General features: G+C 55.9%; 17 protein-coding genes. 10 read left to right on the top strand and 7 right to left on the bottom strand.

Translation table 11 applies throughout. The annotated features are described in order from the left end of the window. Nucleotides 1-14 precede the first annotated feature (14 nt). From UF64_RS03070 to UF64_RS20710, 4 genes are all read right to left on the bottom strand, one after another. Nucleotides 15-1814 (bottom strand): GGDEF domain-containing protein, encoded by a 1800-nt coding sequence (locus tag UF64_RS03070; RefSeq protein ID WP_044827136.1) that lies wholly within the window; start codon nt 1812-1814, stop codon nt 15-17. A gap of 259 nt (nt 1815-2073) precedes the next feature. Continuing rightward, on the bottom strand, nt 2074-3024 hold the full coding sequence (gene xerD, locus UF64_RS03065) for a site-specific tyrosine recombinase XerD (protein ID WP_044827135.1): 951 nt from the start codon (nt 3022-3024) through the stop codon (nt 2074-2076). 26 nt (nt 3025-3050) lie between these two features. Continuing rightward, nucleotides 3051-5051, bottom strand: coding sequence for an antifreeze glycopeptide (locus tag UF64_RS03060; protein ID WP_235284943.1), 2001 nt, complete (start codon nt 5049-5051; stop codon nt 3051-3053). Between the two features lie 67 nt (nt 5052-5118). Next, the gene (locus tag UF64_RS20710; protein ID WP_167722791.1) at nt 5119-5256 is read right to left on the bottom strand and encodes a hypothetical protein; all 138 of its coding nucleotides are present in this window, start codon (nt 5254-5256) and stop codon (nt 5119-5121) included. A 400-nt stretch (nt 5257-5656) separates the two neighbouring features. Between UF64_RS20710 and UF64_RS03055 the strand changes: the two genes are divergently transcribed. The 7 genes from UF64_RS03055 (at nt 5657) to UF64_RS03030 (ending at nt 11732) form a co-directional block, all read left to right on the top strand. Next, nucleotides 5657-6268, top strand: a complete 612-nt coding sequence (locus tag UF64_RS03055; protein ID WP_052657430.1) for a shikimate kinase — start codon at nt 5657-5659, stop codon at nt 6266-6268. Nucleotides 6269-6272: 4 nt separating this feature from the next. Further along, entirely contained in the window at nt 6273-7388 is a 1116-nt protein-coding gene (gene aroB / locus UF64_RS03050; RefSeq protein WP_044827133.1) for a 3-dehydroquinate synthase, read from the top strand. A 131-nt stretch (nt 7389-7519) separates the two neighbouring features. Further along, nucleotides 7520-8794 carry an HlyC/CorC family transporter gene (locus UF64_RS03045; RefSeq protein WP_044827132.1) on the top strand — a complete coding sequence of 425 codons (1275 nt, stop codon included), beginning with the start codon at nt 7520-7522 and terminating at the stop codon, nt 8792-8794. Between the two features lie 251 nt (nt 8795-9045). Then, nucleotides 9046-9495, top strand: coding sequence for a CBS domain-containing protein (locus UF64_RS03040; protein ID WP_044827131.1), 450 nt, complete (start codon nt 9046-9048; stop codon nt 9493-9495). A gap of 198 nt (nt 9496-9693) precedes the next feature. After that, nucleotides 9694-10263 (top strand): DUF2889 domain-containing protein, encoded by a 570-nt coding sequence (locus UF64_RS03035; protein WP_044827130.1) that lies wholly within the window; start codon nt 9694-9696, stop codon nt 10261-10263. Nucleotides 10264-10350: 87 nt separating this feature from the next. Beyond that, complete coding sequence (locus UF64_RS19570) at nt 10351-10614, top strand: hypothetical protein (RefSeq protein WP_052657429.1); 264 nt, start codon at nt 10351-10353, stop codon at nt 10612-10614. Next, entirely contained in the window at nt 10608-11732 is a 1125-nt protein-coding gene (locus UF64_RS03030; protein WP_052657428.1) for a hypothetical protein, read from the top strand. Before UF64_RS19570 ends, UF64_RS03030 begins: the two co-directional genes overlap by 7 nt. A gap of 32 nt (nt 11733-11764) precedes the next feature. Here the strand turns inward: UF64_RS03030 and UF64_RS03025 are convergent, their stop codons facing one another. The 3 genes from UF64_RS03025 to UF64_RS03015 all read right to left on the bottom strand — a co-directional run bounded on the left by UF64_RS03025 (nt 11765) and on the right by UF64_RS03015 (nt 14063). Next, the gene (locus UF64_RS03025; protein ID WP_044827129.1) at nt 11765-12373 is read right to left on the bottom strand and encodes a c-type cytochrome; all 609 of its coding nucleotides are present in this window, start codon (nt 12371-12373) and stop codon (nt 11765-11767) included. Next, nucleotides 12373-13626 (bottom strand): sorbosone dehydrogenase family protein, encoded by a 1254-nt coding sequence (locus UF64_RS03020; RefSeq protein WP_044827315.1) that lies wholly within the window; start codon nt 13624-13626, stop codon nt 12373-12375. Before UF64_RS03020 ends, UF64_RS03025 begins: the two co-directional genes overlap by 1 nt. A gap of 140 nt (nt 13627-13766) precedes the next feature. Next, nucleotides 13767-14063 carry a BolA family transcriptional regulator gene (locus UF64_RS03015; RefSeq protein WP_044827128.1) on the bottom strand — a complete coding sequence of 99 codons (297 nt, stop codon included), beginning with the start codon at nt 14061-14063 and terminating at the stop codon, nt 13767-13769. 160 nt (nt 14064-14223) lie between these two features. On the opposite strand from UF64_RS03015, the gene UF64_RS03010 reads away from it, so the two are divergent. The 3 genes from UF64_RS03010 to cobT all read left to right on the top strand — a co-directional run bounded on the left by UF64_RS03010 (nt 14224) and on the right by cobT (nt 18071). Further along, entirely contained in the window at nt 14224-14874 is a 651-nt protein-coding gene (locus tag UF64_RS03010) for a DnaJ domain-containing protein (RefSeq protein ID WP_044827127.1), read from the top strand. Nucleotides 14875-15086: 212 nt separating this feature from the next. Continuing rightward, nucleotides 15087-16094 (top strand): cobaltochelatase subunit CobS, encoded by a 1008-nt coding sequence (cobS, locus tag UF64_RS03005; protein ID WP_044827126.1) that lies wholly within the window; start codon nt 15087-15089, stop codon nt 16092-16094. Between the two features lie 51 nt (nt 16095-16145). Continuing rightward, entirely contained in the window at nt 16146-18071 is a 1926-nt protein-coding gene (cobT, locus tag UF64_RS03000) for a cobaltochelatase subunit CobT (protein WP_044827125.1), read from the top strand. Nucleotides 18072-18073 lie beyond the last annotated feature (2 nt).

The following is an 18073-nucleotide window of genomic DNA, read 5'->3' as shown; positions in this document are numbered from 1 at the left end:
CTTTGAAAACCAAATTAAAGTAATTTTGGTTCGCTGGCATCGTTGCTGTCCGGGTCGTAAATTCCGGTCGCGAATCGGCCCTGACTGGTCTTGGCGAGCGCCTTGAGTTTCGCTGCTTCGACCGAAATATGATCAAGGGTGATGTCGGTGCGTTCGGCTGGAATCCGGATCATTGCGGCACTGACACTCATCAGATCAAACCGGGCCTGTTTGCCGTCACGCCCCTTGCCGGTCAGGTATCCGCTTTCGCGGGTTTCCGGGTCATAGAAACTTTTGATCTGGGCATCAAACATCGCCTGCACGCGTTGAACCGCCGCGACCGCGTCTTCGAAATCAATCGACTGGACATAGGCAAAGAAATCATCGCCGCCGATATGGCCGACAAACCAGTCATTCTGGCTCAATACCTTGCCGAGGATATCCTTGAACAGCAGGATCGCGCGATCCCCCTGACGGAAGCCGTAGCGGTCATTGAACGGTTTGAAATTGTCGAAATCGAAATAGACGGCAAAGCGGCGGCGCCTTGGCTCGGCAAGCGCACGCGCGGCGTATCGGTATATCGCACTGTTGCCGGGCAGGCGGGTCAGCGGGTTTTCATCACGCGCGTTTAGCGTATTGCGCTCATTAACAGCCCGCAAAAGCGCACTTTGATCCAGCACCCCAAGGTACAGGCCGTTCTCTGTCAGGATCACGCCATCAAGGGCTTCGGTCGCGACAAAGGTTTCAAGAAGCTCCGACAGACTGGTGCGGATATCGGCAATCGGACAGCGGCGCAGGAAGCGTTTAATATTCGCCCGGTTGGCCGGGTTTTGCAGCAGCTCACGCCCAAACGGCGTGTAGATAAACGCCTTGAATTCGGAATCGCGGACAATGCCTAATGGCTCACCATCCTGATTGACCACCGGCACCAGCGAGATATCCGGGTTCTGCTGAAAATAGCTCAGGATATCGACCGGATTGATATCAATCGGCAGTGCGGGTGTTTCGAGCAAATAGGATCTGACAACGTCATCATCGCGGTCCGACTGGCGGCGTGAGTCTGCGGCGATGTCGGCGGTACTTGAAACGATATCGGTCTGTTCGGGGATCTCAAGCGCCGGGCGGGCGATGAAAAAGCCCTGCACCAGATCACAGCCCAGCCGACGACAGCACAGGAATTCTTCGCGGGTTTCAACCCCTTCGGCGACGACTTGTGCCGCGATCATGTGCGCGAATGCGGTGATTTGCGTAACAAACAATTCCTTGCGACGGTCACGGTCGATACCGTCGATAAAGAACCGGTCGATTTTGATGATGTCGGGTTCGCATTCATAAAGTGCGCGCAGCTGGGCAAAGCCGCTGCCGTAATCATCAATCGCGATCTTGAAGCCCTGACTGCGATAGCGCACCAGAATGTCTTTAAGGTATCCGGCATTGCTGATGTCGTGGCGTTCGGAAATCTCAAGGAAAATGGTGTCGCGTTCCAGCCCGGCTTCGCTCAGCAGGGCGGCGGTCTGGCCGGGTTGGTAGTCCTCGGTTTTCACAACGCGATTGTCGAAATTGTAAAACAGCTTGAGCCGCTTGGCACCGGGGAAGCGTGCGAATTTCTCGATCGCCTTGGCGCGCAGCATCATGTCGACACTATGCAGGTTGCCCGTATCCCACGCGGTATCAAATAGCGCCTGAATGGATGTGAAACCGGCGTCTTCCCAGCGGCGCAACAGCGCCTCATAGCCGAAAACATGACCTGTATGCGGGCTGACAATGGGTTGAAATGCGAAGTCGACTTTTTCGACGACCTGCTGCCAGTTACGGAGCATGACCGGATGGGTCATGGGTCGATCCGATATCCACTGTTCATCTGCATCAGACGTCAAATGCAGTACCCCGATCTTCAAAATGTCGCGCTTTCCCGGAAGTTAGAAAGATTAGAAGTTTCCGGGTTTGCTGTTATCCCAGATATGACAACAAGTTCGTGACAATGGGGTTACGAATATGTGACATCCGCAGAAAACATCTGCTTTTCTGTCAAGAAACGGCAGTGTTGCTATACAAAGGGGTTAGGCAAATCGACCGCATTAATACCGCCCTGGACTAGCCGATGGCGCGACTGGCCAGCGGATGATGCTCCTGAACCAGTCCGCGCAGGCGTGACTCGAGAACATGGGTATAAATCTGCGTGGTCGAGATATCCGAATGGCCCAGCATCTTTTGCAGAGACCGCAAGTCCGCTCCGTTGGCCAAAAGGTGGCTGGCAAAGGAATGGCGCAGGACGTGTGGCGAAACCTTTGACGGTGGTACCCCGGCCTCGATCGCCAGATCCTTGATCATTTTCAAGAACATCTGACGGGTGAGATGCCCGGTTTTCCCGCGTGACGGGAAAAGGTATGAGGATTGCCCGGGGCGGTCCGCATGGCCTTCCGATTTGTCTGATGGAATGAAGGCATCGCGCACTTCAAGGTAATCACGCAGCGCATCGCGGGCCGGATCAGAAAGCGGCACCAGCCGTTCCTTGCTGCCCTTACCGCGCACAATCAGCATCTGCGGATCGCGGGCGGCGGCCGCAAAGGGCAGCTCGACCAGTTCGGACACACGCATGCCGGTGGCGTACATCAGCTCCACCATCGCAAGCAGGCGCTTGCCTTTGATGCCGGGATGATTGGTAGCCGCGATGATCAGACGGTCGATTTCCTCAATCGACAGGAATTTAGGCAGGGTTTGACCCTGCTGCGGGCTGTCGATATTTGATGACGGGTCATCATTGCGATAGCCATCGGAATACAGAAACTTGTGAAACTGTCGCAAGGCCGACAAACGCCGCGCCTGTGTGCGTGGGGCAAGCCCGGCCGCACCCAGTTCCGCCATATAACGTCTGACATCCGTATCATTTGCCGATGCCGGATCGGTTTTTGCTGCCGTCAGCGAGGATGCATAATCTTCAAGGTCACGGCGATAGGCATCAAGCGTATGCACACTGGCTCCGCGTTCAGCCGCCATCATTTCCAGAAAGGCCGATATCAGCGAGTTTGTCAGTGCCTTGGCCATGGCCTGTCCTGCCGTGATTAAAGGACTTACTGGTTAAACGACATCAGCAATTCTGTTGCCAGACGTCGCGCATCAGCTTCAAGCCCAACGGTTGCAAGTGCGGTTACGGTATCGCTCAGTGCCTTGGGATCGGCATTTTCAGCACTGGCGACCTGCTGGGCCTGAATGGCCATCGCCACCGTTTTTGCCTTTTGCTGTGCGGCGGCGGCCGTGATCAGGTGATGGGAAACCGCACTGTTGGTGGTTACGCGTTCTTCCGCATATGGCGCGGTCAGAAGGCTGTCCCACAACGCATCGGGGACTTCGATCCCGGAGCCTTCAAACAGGTTGAAGATCAGTTCGCTATACCGTCTTGCTGCAGCCTGATCACCGCGTGCTGCCTGCATTTCCTGCCATTCGACCATGCGCGCGCGATGACGGGCAAGGGCGGCTGCGCGATCCGATGCGCTTTGCACATCCTCAGCCGAGGTCGAATTGGGCATGACGGTTGCCGATGCCAGCCCGCCGCTTGAGGTCGGTGCATCCGCAACAACCGCACCGCCAAGGCCAAAGTTCTGCAAGGCGATCTGTCCATCGCTGCCGAAGGTCTGAACCGAGCTGCCGCCAGCCCCGTTGGCCGATGGCGCTTGCGGTTTGACCGCACCGGTTTCTTCAAGCCCCGACATCGCCAGAGCCGGATAAAGCAGGCTCAGGCGTGAAGAAATGTCATTCGATGCATTGGCCGATGATTTGGCAACCTGAAGCCAGTTTGCCGCGCGCTCGAAACCGTTTGAGGCAATTGATGCCTTAAGGGCGGGAACGGCAAACCATGAAAAGTCACCATTGACCGGAATGTCTGCCATCAGCGGCGCTGAAAGGCGCGCAGCCTGCATGAAGTCGCCTTCAAACTCGGCCGTTTCAAACAGGGCTGCAAGGATTTCGGCGCGCGCTGCGGGCACATCGCTTTGGGCGGCTGCCTGATAAAGCTTGGCATATTGGCGGGCCTGAATGCCTTCACTGGCATCATCAAGAACATTTGCCAGGGCATCTGCGCTGAAACTCACCGAGCGATAAACAGACGCCAATTGTTCCGGGCTGATCAGACCAAGTTTTTCGGCCTTGCGGGCCACTTCAAGTCGCACATCGGTTGCGGTCGCGTCGGCATTGGTGATGCCGATGATCGCTGCCGGGTTGCCATTTTCAAGCTGGCTGGTCGGGATCGATTGTTTGGCAATCGCCAAAAGCGCCAGATCAAGCGGGCGCAAGTCGTTCAGCAATTCCGGGTTGGCGGCATTGCCGCTTCTGATCGCCGATACCAGACCAAAGAAGGTCGCATCGCCTTCGCCGCCCATTTCACGGACAAGATCGACCGAAAAGGCGGCCGAGGTCGGGTCATTGGCATAAAACGCGCACATGGCGGCGGCCTTGAGCCAGAAAAGCTCGTCATAGCTTGCGCTGTAACTTTCAATCGCGTCACAGGCTGCATCGATCTCGGCACCGATCAGAAGGGCATTGACCTCTGCCTGGGCCAGCATCGATCCGCGCGACCCTTGCGGGGCGGCGCGCAGAAGCTCGATCGCGTCATTGAGCGCACCCATTTCGATCAGCTTCGCAACGCGCGCTTCAAGCAGGCTGATTTCCTGTGAATCTTGCGGAAGGGCAGCGGCCGATAAAAGCATACGACGCTGCAGATCGCGCGCGGCATGGGTCGCAGGTGTTGCTGGCAGTTCCGAAATCAGCTGTGCCGCAGACCGGCGTGTGGTGCCGTTCCACATATCAATGCCAAGCCCGCCACGTGACCGATCCAGCGTTCCGACAGCCTCGGCATCAACTGCGCCAAGCGACAGGGATTGAACCGCATTCGGATCAGACGGGAAAGTGTCGGTCTGGGTATTGGATGTGCTGCCAAAGCCACCAGAAAGCGGGGCGCTTGTTGCCCCTGGATTGGTTGGGCCTTGATCAGACTGGCGTTCCGCGTCCTGTTCGGCTTCCTGTTTTAAAAACAGCGGCACCGGGGCCGAGGTTTGTGCCAATGCAGGCGCGGACACAAGTCCAGTTCCCGTCATCATGGCCAGTAAACAGGTCTGTGCGAATAAACGGGAACGCAAATTCATATTAGTTGAACCTCGAATTCGGGATGGTTTCTTCGATTTGGGCGGTCGGGGCCGGGATGTCCCAGGTCACCAGAAAGGTAGCACCGCCGGCAATCACAGCGATAACCAGCAACAGGATGATGCGCGATAAAATCTTCATTTTAATCCAGACTTCGAAGCGTTTGAGCGAAGGACGCGAATACCAGTATGCGGACGAAAATCAAAGATGCAAGAACGGGGGCTGCCAATCATTTTGGTCCTCCGTTCACTTATCCTGAACCCTTCATCGCACCGTGGTCGTCGCATGCCAATTCGGCAACTTAATGGCAGTATAGGTCGCTGTTACTCACAGAGAGTTAATACGCTTTCCAATGCGACCTCGCGCAACAAGCTTGGGCAAAACTTTGCCAACACATGCGCAAAGTGACGCAAAGGAGCATTTTGACGCTGCATTTTTGTCGCGTTTGCTGCGCGGTTTGCTTGCGTTCAGGGGCAAGCTGCCCTAAAGAATTGGGTAATTTGTAACGCATTTGATTGAACCACAGGACTGCAAACCGAACATGGACAGCAACATTGCCGAGTCGGGTTTGCACGAAGACGTGATCGCCAGAATTCGCAGTGGCCTTAAGGGCCGCACATTGGTGTTCATTGGACTGATGGGTGCAGGAAAAAGCTGCATCGGCCGTATGGTCGCCAAGGAACTCAATCTGGATTTTGTCGATGCCGACCGCGAAATCGAAGAAGCCGCTGGCTGCTCGATAGCCGATATCTTCAAGCTGTATGGCGAAGAGGCTTTTCGCGACGGCGAGGAACGTGTAATTGCCCGTTTGCTTGATGGCGAACAGATCGTGTTGGCCACAGGCGGTGGTGCGTTCATTCGCGAACGCACCCGTGAACTGATTCTCGAAAAATCCGTATCGGTCTGGCTGCGTGCCGACCTTGATCTGCTGATGCACCGCACCAGCGGGCGAACCCATCGCCCGTTGCTCAATAACGGTGACCCCAGACAGGTTCTGGCCGATCTGATCGAGACACGTTACCCGGTCTATGCTGGGGCAGATATTATTTTCGACTGTGATGAATCGTCCAAGGAAGCCACCCGTGATGCAGTTCTTGAACTGCTTGCGAATTCCTTTGATGACGATGGTCAATTGATCAAGACAGGAACCTGACAGAGTGAGCAATCACGACACCCTTCGCGTCGAACTTGGCGCGCGCAGCTATGACATCCTTGTTGGCAGCAACCTTTTGGCCGACACCGCCAAATATATTGCCCCGTTCGTCAAGAAGGCCGGTGTTGTCGTGATCAGCGATGCGGCCCTTTCGGACAACCACCTGCCGACCGTTCTGAACTCCCTTGACGGTGCCGGGATCCCGCACCGCGAAGTCGTCGTGCCGTCGGGTGAGAAATCCAAAAGCTTTGCCATGTTCGAAGATGTCGTCGAACAGATTTTGGCGATGGGGATCGAACGGTCCACCATGATCATTGCTTTGGGCGGTGGCGTGGTTGGTGATCTTGCCGGTTTTGTTGCGGCGTCACTTCTGCGCGGGCTTGATTTCGTGCAGATCCCGACGACCTTGCTGTCGCAGGTGGATAGCTCTGTTGGCGGCAAGACCGGGATCAATTCCAAGTCGGGCAAAAACCTGATCGGGGCGTTTCATCAACCCCGCTTGGTTCTGGCCGACACGTCGGTCCTTGATACCCTGCCAGCACGTGAATTGCGTTCCGGCTATGCCGAGGTTGCCAAATACGGTCTGATCGATGATCCGGAATTATTCACCTGGCTTGAAGAAAACGGGCAGGCGGTTCTTGATAAAGATGGCCCGGAACGCCGTCAGGCGGTGATCAAAAGCTGTACGGCCAAGGCACGCATTGTGTCTGAAGACGAACGCGAAGGCGGCAAGCGCGCGCTGCTTAATCTTGGTCACACCTTTGGTCACGCGCTGGAAGCCGAAACCGGATATGGCGAAAAGCTTCTGCACGGTGAAGCCGTTGCCATGGGCATGGTCATAGCCCATGACGTTTGCGGGGCCATGGGCATGGCGCCAGCGGGCGAGAAAGACCGGATTGTTGCCCATCTGAAATCGGTTGGTCTTCCGGTGATGGCATCCGAAGTCACAGGCATGCATTGGGATATCGACAAGGTTATCGGGCACATGTCGCGCGATAAAAAGGTCCGCGACGGCGAGATCACCTTTGTCATGACGCGTGGTATCGGCAAGGCATTCACATCCAAGGCAATGGATGTTCAAAAGATGCGTGCGGCCATCACCCGGTCCTGCCGCGGGTAACGGTTTTACGACATTTGGCGCCCTGATCGGCGCCGATGTGTTGTTGTTAACTTGTTTAACGCCATTTGACCTTATAGATGAACACAGGACAAACTCGTTCTTAAGACTTCACCGCTTGGAGACGGCCCTGAATGACGGTCACGATTGTCGTGATTTTTTTGCTGTTGATGCTTTCGGCATTCTTTTCTGGCTCGGAAACCGCGCTGACGGCGGCGTCGCGTCCGGTCATGCACCACAAGGAACAGGATGGTGATCAGCGGGCCGGGATCGTTAACAGGCTGCGTCGTTATCAGGAACGGTTGCTGGGTGCGATTTTGCTCGGCAACAACATGGTCAATATTCTGGCCTCTGCCCTGGCGACCTCGGTGATGATCGAACTGTTTGGTGAAAACGGCGTGGTCTATGCGACTGCCGTCATGACCGCCCTTGTTCTGATTTTCTCGGAAATTCTGCCAAAGACCTATGCGCTTCAGCATGCCGATACCATGGCGCTGCGCGTTGCGCGTCCGATGAGTGTCTTGGTCGTTCTGTTCGCGCCGATCACCCAGACCATTCAGGTTGTCGTGCAGGCGACCTTGCGCCTGTTTGGCAGCGGCGAAGGCCCGGGGCTTGATAGCGAACGCGAACTGCGCGGTGCGATTGAACTGCATGCCGATGATGTGGTTGTTGGTAACCACCATGCCGAGCGTACCATGCTGCATGGCGTTCTCGACCTTGAAGATGTCGGCGTCTGGGAAATCATGGTGCACCGTCGCAAGGTGCAGATGATCGATATTTCCCGTCCGATGGAAGAAATCCTCGATACGGTGCTGGCAAGCCCGCACACCCGTATTCCGATCTATGAAAAGGACCCGGACAATATCGTCGGTGTCCTGCATGCGCGCGAAGTCCTTAAGGCGATCGTGCGTGGTGCCAAACCTGCCACGGCCGAAGATGTCCGTGAACTGAGCGCCGAGGCATGGTTTATCCCGGATTCAACGACCCTTGCCGATCAGCTCAAGGCGTTCAAGGAACGTCACGAGCATTTTGCCATTGTGGTTGATGAATATGGCGCGTTCGAAGGCGTGGTGTCGCTTGAAGACATTTTGGAAGAAATCGTTGGCGATATTTCCGATGAAACCGATGTCGAAGTGGTCGGTGTTCAACCGCAGGCCGACGGATCGGTTATCGTGCGCGGCGATGTCACCATTCGCGATTTGAACCGTCGTTTTGGTTGGCGTCTGCCGGACGAGGAGGCAGCGACTGTGGCTGGTCTTTTGCTTTATGAAACCCGGCGTATTCCCGATGTCGGGCAGCAGTTCCGGTTCCATGGTTTTGAATTCGAAGTGTTGCGCCGTATCCGCAACCAGATCACCCGTGTGCGTCTGCGCGCTGTAACCGACCCGGCCGGGGAAGAGCAGGAATAAGAACCTGCGCCCGGCGGCAGTTGTGTTGCCACAAAACCATTCCCGCGTAAAAAATTTCAGCTTTATCTACTTATGGGTTAAACTTGTGCATCAAGGTCTTGACCCAAAGGATTGCAGGGCCACTTGCAAATAAGGGCCCGTCACACTGTGTCATCCACAGACGTCACTTCAATCTGACGTTTGTCAGTGTGAAACCAGATAATCTGATCGGGTTTGGGCATGTGGCAACAGCAACCTGCAGAGAGAGATGCATGGATACGAAAATTGTACCGGGTGTGGTCCAGGAACAATCCATCGCGACACTCAACCCCGCCGATTCAGTGATGGACGCCGTCAATATGATGAGTGAACGCAAGATTGGCGCGGTCATCATCGTCGACAACAACGCAAGACTAGCCGGAATTTTTACCGAGCGTGACCTTGTCAACCGCGTGGTCGCCAAGGGGCTGGATGCGGCATCGGTGCCGCTCTCCAAGGTCATGACAGCAGACCCTGATACGCTTGGTCCCGATGACTCGGCCATGAGCGCACTCGATCTGATGAGTGCGCGGCGATACCGTCACTTGCCGGTGGTCGATGGGGACAAGGTTGTCGGCATGGTGTCGATCCGGGACCTGTTTAATGTCGTCAAACGCCAGCTTGAAGAAGATGTCCGCGAACGCGAAAAATTCATCTTCGGATCTGATTACGGCGTAGCCTGACCAACCGATTTCCAGGTGTGTGATATGTCATTGGCCTGAAGGGAAACTCCTTCGGGCCTTTGGCCTGTGTGGAATTCCGGGCGTTATTCAGGGGCAGGAATGCGGGCCTGAACGGGTGGCTGGAATAACCGGAAACGCTTTTGCGACTTGACAGCGTGCAGGTGAACGTCTTTACGTTTACGTAAAGGAGAGAGTCCCATGCCATTGTCCCGCCCCGCAGAACGCGAACATATTCACACCCGCACAGTGACCTGTCAGGGGTTCCGCCGCGCAGACGGCCTGTGGGACATTGAAGGTCACATCACCGATATCAAGACCTATGGCTTTACCAATCACGACCGCGGCGAAATCCCGGCGGGGGAGCCGGTCCATGGCATGTGGATCCGCGTCACGGTTGGTGATGATCTTGTCATCCGCGCGGTCGAGGCTGAAATGGAATATGCCCCGTTTTCGGCCTGTGATGCGATCGCACCCAACTATGAAAATCTGATTGGTTTGAAACTCGGCCCGGGTCTGCGCAAACAGATCCGCGAGCGGACCGGTGGCGTGCATGGCTGTACGCATCTCAATGAATTGATGGGGCCGGTTGCGACCACGGCGTTTCAGACGATCTTTCCGATCCTCGCCAAGGAATCCCTTGAGGCGCCGGAAGAAAATGACACCAAGCCGCCCCGTCGTAATCCGTTGATCAATACCTGCCACGGCTGGCGCAGTGACGGGCCGGCGGTCAAGCGTATCTCGCCGGATTTCTATACCGGCGACAAATAGGGCGGCCTCCCGATCCCGGTATCTTGCAAGTGCATTTGCGCGGACCAATATCAGAACTGTCCGTAACGTGTATTTGTCAGGTGACCCATGACCATGTTGCGCCGGGATGGAAAGTCCAAAACAACAAACAACAAGAATGGTTGGGAAGGCCGGTTGCGCCCGGGTGTTGGCGCGGCATTGGTGCTTTTCCTGATCAGTGCGGTGATGCTTTTTGCACCCGCCCTTCAGGCCCACGATCTTCCTTCGCCACAAGCAGAAGAAGGTCAGGCCGATATCGATAGTCAGGACAGTTTTCTGATCCTCAAACCAACCTGCATCCCCCCTATCAGGAACTGCAAAACGGCATGCTGAGCGGCTATTCCGTTTCGGTGCTGAATTGTGTGTTCGAACGGATCGGGGTTGGCTATGGCCTTGCGATTGCGCCGCGCCAGAGAAACCGCGAAATGGTGCGCAATGGCAAGGCGGACGGGTTCTTCTTGGCGCGCATCAGTGATGCCATGGACGAGTATGCGGTGGCGACCAATCCGCTTGCACTGGAAAAATGGGTGTGGGTTTCATCCTCGATCAAGTCCGATGACCCGCGCGTCAGTCGCCGGCCCAAGCCCGGTGATTTTACCACCGTCGGCGCCATTCTGGGCTCGAACGAGGCCGAATGGCTGGGCGAGCAGGGTTATAACGATGTCATGCGCGTCCCTTCGATTGCGTCGCTTGTCGGTCAGGTCGCCGCTGGTCGTGTCGAATATGCCCTTGTTGATAAGCACAGCTTTGAAATTGCCCGCAACGAACTGGGATTGGGCGCGGAAAAATTCATGGTGCAGTTCGAACGCTATGCACCGCTGGTTGTTTATTTTTCCAAAAGCTATGTCTCGGCTTTTCCCGATATGCTCGATGAACTCAATGCCGTTTTGGAATTTTGTGAAACTCGTCCGATGCATCTGGAGCCGTGGGAACGCGATGCCATCGAACAGGCGCAATTGCCCATCGTGCGTCAGTTCGCAAATTCGCCGGAACTTGTCGCCCATGTTCAGGATCAACTTGCCGGGATGATCCACCCGACAGCCGATGATAAACGCCTGACCGATGCAGAATGGAAGGCAATGGCCCGAAATGGGGAGACAAGCGCAACCGCAGCCGAAATTCTTGGTAATGAGCTTTCGGAGTATCTGCGCGTTTTCCAGACAAGTGTCGGCGATAAGGTGGCCGAGGCCTTTGTCTTTGACACACACGGCGAGATCGTTGGCATGAGCCGCCTGACATCGGATTTCGATCAGAGCGACGAAACCCAGTTCCAGATGGTCGAAAGCATCAATCGCGATCAGGCCCTGATCACCGATATCTGGTATGATGCCTCAACCCGCGCGTTTCTGTCGCAAATCACCGTGCCGGTGATTGATCCCGATACCGGCCGGACATTGGCGGCCCTTACGGTCGGACTGAATGTGTCCGCCGCCCTTCGCCCTGAAAGTTAAGATCCCGGATTAGGTTGAGAAAACCGTCCGGACTAATTGCCGGACGGCTCAGTGATCTTGATGTCGATATTGCTATACCAGTCTGCAGCAGCCTGCATTTCGGCATCCGTCAGGTCCTTGGCAATCGGTGTCATGATGTCATGCACCCGTTTGCCATTACGAAACGCCTTAAGCTGCGTTTCGATATAGATGTTGGTTTCCCCCGCCAGATTGGGGGCATCTTCAAGCGTCGAAATCCCGTTCGCACTATGGCAGCCAACACAAAGCTCCGGGGCGTCATCCTCGGACGTGTTGGCGGGCAGGGTGCCGGTAGCTTCAAAATGATTGAACCAGTGTGCGACAACCTCGATCTGATCATCAGAAAGGCTTCCCGCCACCACCGTCATCATTTCATGTTCACGCGCCCCGGACTTGAACGCCTTTAACTGCGCAATCAGGTAATCGACAGGCTCGCCCCCGATATGCGGGGCAATCGGAATGCGCGCCAATCCGTCAAGACCGTGACAGGTGCGGCACATGCCCGCCACCTTGCGTCCATCCTTGAGCATTTCGGGATCAGGTGCAGCGGCATTTTGTGCTGCCACAGGAAACACCCCGGCGGACAAAAGCCCGCCGAGGAGTGCGATCAAAGCTATGCGCATCAATTGCCCTCGTACCAGATGCGATACAGCGCACCGGCCAGATCATCGGAAACAATGATCGAACCATCACGCAATTGGGCAACATCGACCGGACGACCAAGATATTCCTCGTTCTCGTCAATCCAGCCTTCGGCAAACGGTTCGGTGGTGGCATTGCCTTCGTCATCGATGAAGGTCACCATCACGCGTGCGCCGACCGGGGTGGTGCGGTTCCACGACCCGTGCTGGGCCGAGAAGATCGCGTTCTTGTAAATGGCTGGGAACATCTTGCCGGTATAGAAGCTCATGCCAAGGTCGGCGGCATGGGCCACGGTTTCAACCGCTGGCATGACCACGTCATAAGGCACTTCCTGATCGGCATATTCGTTGGTACGGACATCACCGCCGCCATACCAAGGATGGCCAAAATGCTGGCCCGCGGCGGTCTGACGGTTGATTTCACCGGGCGGGATATCATCGCCCATGCCATCAACCTGGTTATCGGTCCACCACAGCTCACCCGTGACCGGATGGAAGTCATGACCAACGGAGTTCCGCACCCCGTATGTATAGACTTCGCGGGCGGTGCCATCGGTATTGATGCGGATGATGCCGCCAATCCCGACTTCGCGATACAGATCAAGCTTGTCTTCCGGTGCCACGTTAAACGGCTGACCGAGCGAGATATAAAGTTTCCCGTCCGGGCCGATTTTGCAGACACGCGCGGTATGGTTATAGCTTTCCTCAGTCGGTGGGATCAGGTCACCCTGCTTGACCACGTTAAAGGCCGCAACATCCGGGCTTTCATAGAAGAACTCGGCTGCCGGGAATACCAGAACGCGGTTCTGTTCGGCGATATACAGGAACCCGTCGGACGAGAAACACGGACCATTGGGAATGGCAAAGCGTAGCGACGGGGCAAAGTCCTTTACCTCGTCGGCGACCCGGTCCTTGTTACGGTCGGTTACGGCCCAGACCTTGTCCTTGCGCGTGCCGACAAAGGTCACGACCCCTTGGGGGCCGACTGCGATATGGCGGGCATCGGGGACAATGGCATACAGACCGATCTTGAACCCGTCAGGAAGCTTGATGCGTTCAAGGGTCTTTTTGATCCCCTCGGCATAATCCCCGCCCTGTTCGATGACGGTGAATTCTGTTGTCCCGGTTGATTGGAAGCTTGAGAGTTTTTCAAGATTGTCCGGAGCAGGTGCTTGCGCATAGGCGGTACCGGACATGGCAAGCGCAATGCTCGCCACTAGAAGGCGTTTCGTCATTACGTAGTCCTCCCGATTGTAGCGGATGCCATTGACCGGCATCCGTGCCGCGCGAATTTCCATATCCGCACGGCTTGTTCATAAGCATTGCGCCTAATCGGAATGAACGTCTAGGTTGATTTCACTATGTGGAATTGTGATTAATTGTTTTTGGTGGCAATGGCGGCTTCGTATTCCGCGGGTGTCATGGTTTTCAGTGCAAGCGCATGAACCCGGTCCTTGAGCAACGCATCAAGCGCGCCGTAAACAAGGCGCTGGCGGTTAACCCGGTTCTCGCCTTCGAATTTATCGGACACCACAAGAACGGAAAAATGGGACTCGCCGCGCGGGTCTGCACCGGCATGACCGGCATGTTTGGAGGAATCATCATTGATCTGTAGTTCGACCGGGGCGAATTGTTCGGTCAGGATGTCACGGATCTGATTGGCGACCTGCATGGTAAGGGCCTCTGTTCTATGGTGATGTTCGCAATGAGCTGCGAATTTGATGCGTGCGAACAAGTTCTGTCACGCGATGGCCGTTTTTCAAGCCTTTTATCGCATTTAAAGCGCCCGTATGATATTGCGCGCATCGAATTTTCAGAACATATAGACGCAAATGAACCGAGGACACCGCAACAAGCGCAAGACGCTTTACCACAATGAACCCGTTCTGCCGGCATGTGACTGGCCGGAATGTGACGGGCATGGGGAATTCCGTGCGCCCAAGGATCGCAAGTTGCGCGACTACTACAAGTTCTGTCTCGAACATGTCCGCGAATACAACAAGTCCTGGAACTATTACGAAGGCATGAAGGCCGAGGATATCGAAAGCGACATGCGTCGCGATACCCACTGGCAACGCCCGACCTGGCAGTTCGGCCATATCCGTGGTTCGAAAAAACCGTTCAATTTCAAATTCAAGGACGGGTTCGGCTTCTTTAACGAAGACGGCGATCAAACCCACCATGGCCCCGGCGCCGAGGACAAGGCGCGCGCAGAACGCCAACGCAAAACCGAAGAATCCCAACGCCGTGCTGGCGCACTTGGCATGCCTGCCGAACAGCAACAGGCGATGGCAACACTTGATCTCGGCTGGCCGTTTACCCGCGATGAGCTCAAGGCCAAATACAAGGCGCTTTCCAAAAAGTACCATCCCGATGCCAATGGGGGGGACAAGGCGGCCGAGGAACGCTTCAAGCGTATCAGTGCGGCCTATACGTCGCTTACCCAGTACATCCGTGATCTCGAAGCGCGGGTGACGCTTTAGTTTCCCGGCTAATTTTCTGCGAAATTCGATGAAAACCGGTCTATCTGGTTGCAGTTTGCGTACCGGTTAGGTCTTATCGAGTAAACCTTTTGCGATAATAGAGATTTTTTGCGCATCTTCCCTTTGTGTGATGCGCCATAACCGCTATTAATGAGCAAGTTTAACGAAACGACCGCGCCACCAGCGCCGGTCCGAAAAATGCGCGAGTACTTATGAGCCAAGGTTACGAAGCGAGCGGTGTAGCAGCTGAACATCCGCTCGATACACCCGATACCACCATTTCCGTGCGTGAAACGTTCGGGATCGATGTTGATATGGACGTCCCGGCCTTTAGCCAGGGTAGCGAACATGTACCGGCGATTGACCCAACCTATCGCTTTGACCGCGACACGACGCTGGCGATCCTGGCGGGCTTTGCCTATAACCGCCGCGTGATGATCCAGGGTTATCACGGCACCGGTAAATCGACCCATATCGAACAGGTGGCCGCACGCCTTAACTGGCCGTGCGTGCGTGTGAACCTTGATAGCCATATCAGCCGTATCGACCTGATCGGCAAGGATGCGATTGTGCTCCGCGATGGCAAACAGATCACCGAATTCCGCGAGGGCATTCTGCCGTGGGCGCTCAAACGTCCGGTCGCGATGGTGTTTGATGAATATGATGCCGGTCGCCCGGATGTGATGTTCGTTATTCAGCGCGTTCTGGAAGTTGATGGCAAGCTGACCCTGCTTGATCAGAACAAGGTCATCCACCCGCATTCGCATTTCCGCCTGTTTGCGACGTCAAACACGGTTGGTCTTGGCGATACCACGGGCCTCTATCATGGCACCCAGCAGATCAACCAGGCGCAGATGGACCGTTGGTCGATCATCGCGACACTGAACTATCTGTCGGTCGAAGATGAAACCAACATCATCGCTGCCAAGGTTCCGGCATTCGATGACGCCGAAGGCCGTCAGAAGATCGAGGCCATGGTTGCCCTTGCCAACCTGACGCGTCAGGGCTTTGTTGCCGGTGATATTTCCACCGTTATGAGCCCGCGTACCGTCATTACGCTTGCCGAAAACGCCAAGATCTTTGGCGACGTTTCCTATGCCTTCCGCGTAACGTTCTTAAACCGTTGCGATGAAGTCGAACGTCCGATCCTGGCGGAATACTACCAGCGTTGCTTTGGCGAAGAACTGCCCGAGGAAGCCATCAATGTGATGGTCCGCTAAGGCGTGACCCTCAAACAGATTGGTGAACTGGTTCCACAAGCGAGTAGTGCAATGAAGAATGATGAGGCTCTTTCCGGCTTCTTGCGCGGTACGGCAGCGACGTTTCGTGCGCTTGCCGGGCGCAATGATCTGGAAGTCGGCTTTGTCAAAGGCGGGCGTCCGGGGGGCTACGGTGAACATGTGCGTTTGCCAATGCCCAAACAGGCCATGCCCAAGGATGAAGTCGCCGATCTGCGCGGCATTGCCGATGGCTGGGCGCTTAAGATGCGCCACCATGACGCGGCCCTGCACGCCAAGCGCATGCCCGAAACGGCCGAGGCTCAGGCTGTTTACGATGCGCTTGAAACCGCCCGTGTCGAGGCGGTGGGATCACGCTATTTCCCCGGTGTGCGCAAGAACTTGCGCGATCATGCCGAACAGGATTGCCACGCCAAGAACTATCACCGTGTGACATCACGCGATGACGCCCCGTTTGCTGATGCGATCGGGATGTTGGCGCGTGAAATCTTTACCGGTGAAAAGGCGCCTGAATCTGCCGGGCCGCTGATTGATTTGTGGCGCTCGCATATCGAAGAAAACGCCGGTTCTGACCTGACCAATCTTCGTGATGTCATGGATGATCAGGATGCCTTTGCGCGCGGTATGCGCAAATTGCTCGATCACCTGTCGCTTGAAGACGACCTTGATGATGCTCCGCCCGAACAGGAAGGCGAGGACGAAGATCAGCAGGAAGGCGAAAACGATCCCGATCAGGAAGACATGGAAAGTCAGGGCGGCCAACAGGGCCAGAATGACGATTCAGATCCTGATGGCAGCGATGATCAAACCGATGCCGGTTCCGAAGAAGCCGAGGCTGGCGAAGGCGACATCGATGATCAGCAGCTTGAAGCCATGTCGCAGGAAGAAAAGCCTGCCGGCCCGGGCGAGCAGCCAGAGTTTGACGGCCGCAACGAGCCGGTCGAGCGCGGTTACGAGCCGTTCACGCGTGAGTTTGACGAGGTCGTCACGGCAGATGATCTGTGCGAAAATCTTGAACTGTCTCGTCTGCGTGCGATGCTTGATAAGCAGCTCGCCAATCTTCAGAACGTGGTGTCACGCGTTGCCAACCGTCTGCAACGTCGCCTGATGGCGCAGCAAAACCGCGGTTGGGACTTCGACCTTGAAGAAGGCATTCTCGATGCCGCAAAGCTTGCACGTATCGTTTCCACGCCGTCGACTTCGCTGTCATTCAAGCAGGAACAGGACACCGATTTCCGCGATACGGTGGTGACGCTTCTGATCGATAATTCCGGCTCCATGCGCGGTCGTCCGATCACGATTGCAGCCCTGTCGGCAGACATTCTGGCGCGCACGCTGGAACGTTGCGGGGTGAAGGTCGAAATTCTGGGCTTCACCACCCGCCAGTGGAAAGGTGGTCAGTCGCGTGAAAGCTGGGTCGAGGCAGGCAAGCCGCCGAAACCCGGTCGCCTCAACGATCTGCGTCATATCATCTATAAGGCCGCCGATACGCCGTGGCGTCGGGCGCGCAAGAACCTTGGCCTGATGCTGCGCGAAGGGCTGCTTAAGGAAAACATCGATGGCGAAGCACTGCTTTGGGCGCATGAACGTCTTCTGGCGCGGAGCGAACAACGCCGGATCATGATGGTGATTTCCGATGGTGCGCCGGTCGATGATTCGACCCTTTCGGTGAACTCCGGAAATTATCTGGAACGCCATCTACGTGAAGTGATCGAATGGATTGAAACCAGATCACCGGTCGAATTGCTGGCGATTGGTATCGGTCATGACGTAACGCGCTACTACCGTCGTGCGGTGACGATCAACGATCCGGAAGAGCTCGGTGGCACCATGTTGCGCGAACTTTCCGACCTGTTTGACGAGGAAGGCGCACGCCCGCCAAAACGCCCGATGCGTCATGTGCCTGCCGATACCGCGCAGGCCCGTGATCACGCCGCGGGTGACCGCGACCGCTGGTAAAG

The organism is Thalassospira sp. HJ (assembly GCF_000948415.1).
Lineage (GTDB): Bacteria > Pseudomonadota > Alphaproteobacteria > Rhodospirillales > Thalassospiraceae > Thalassospira.
This window is presented reverse-complemented; position numbering and strand designations above follow the sequence as displayed.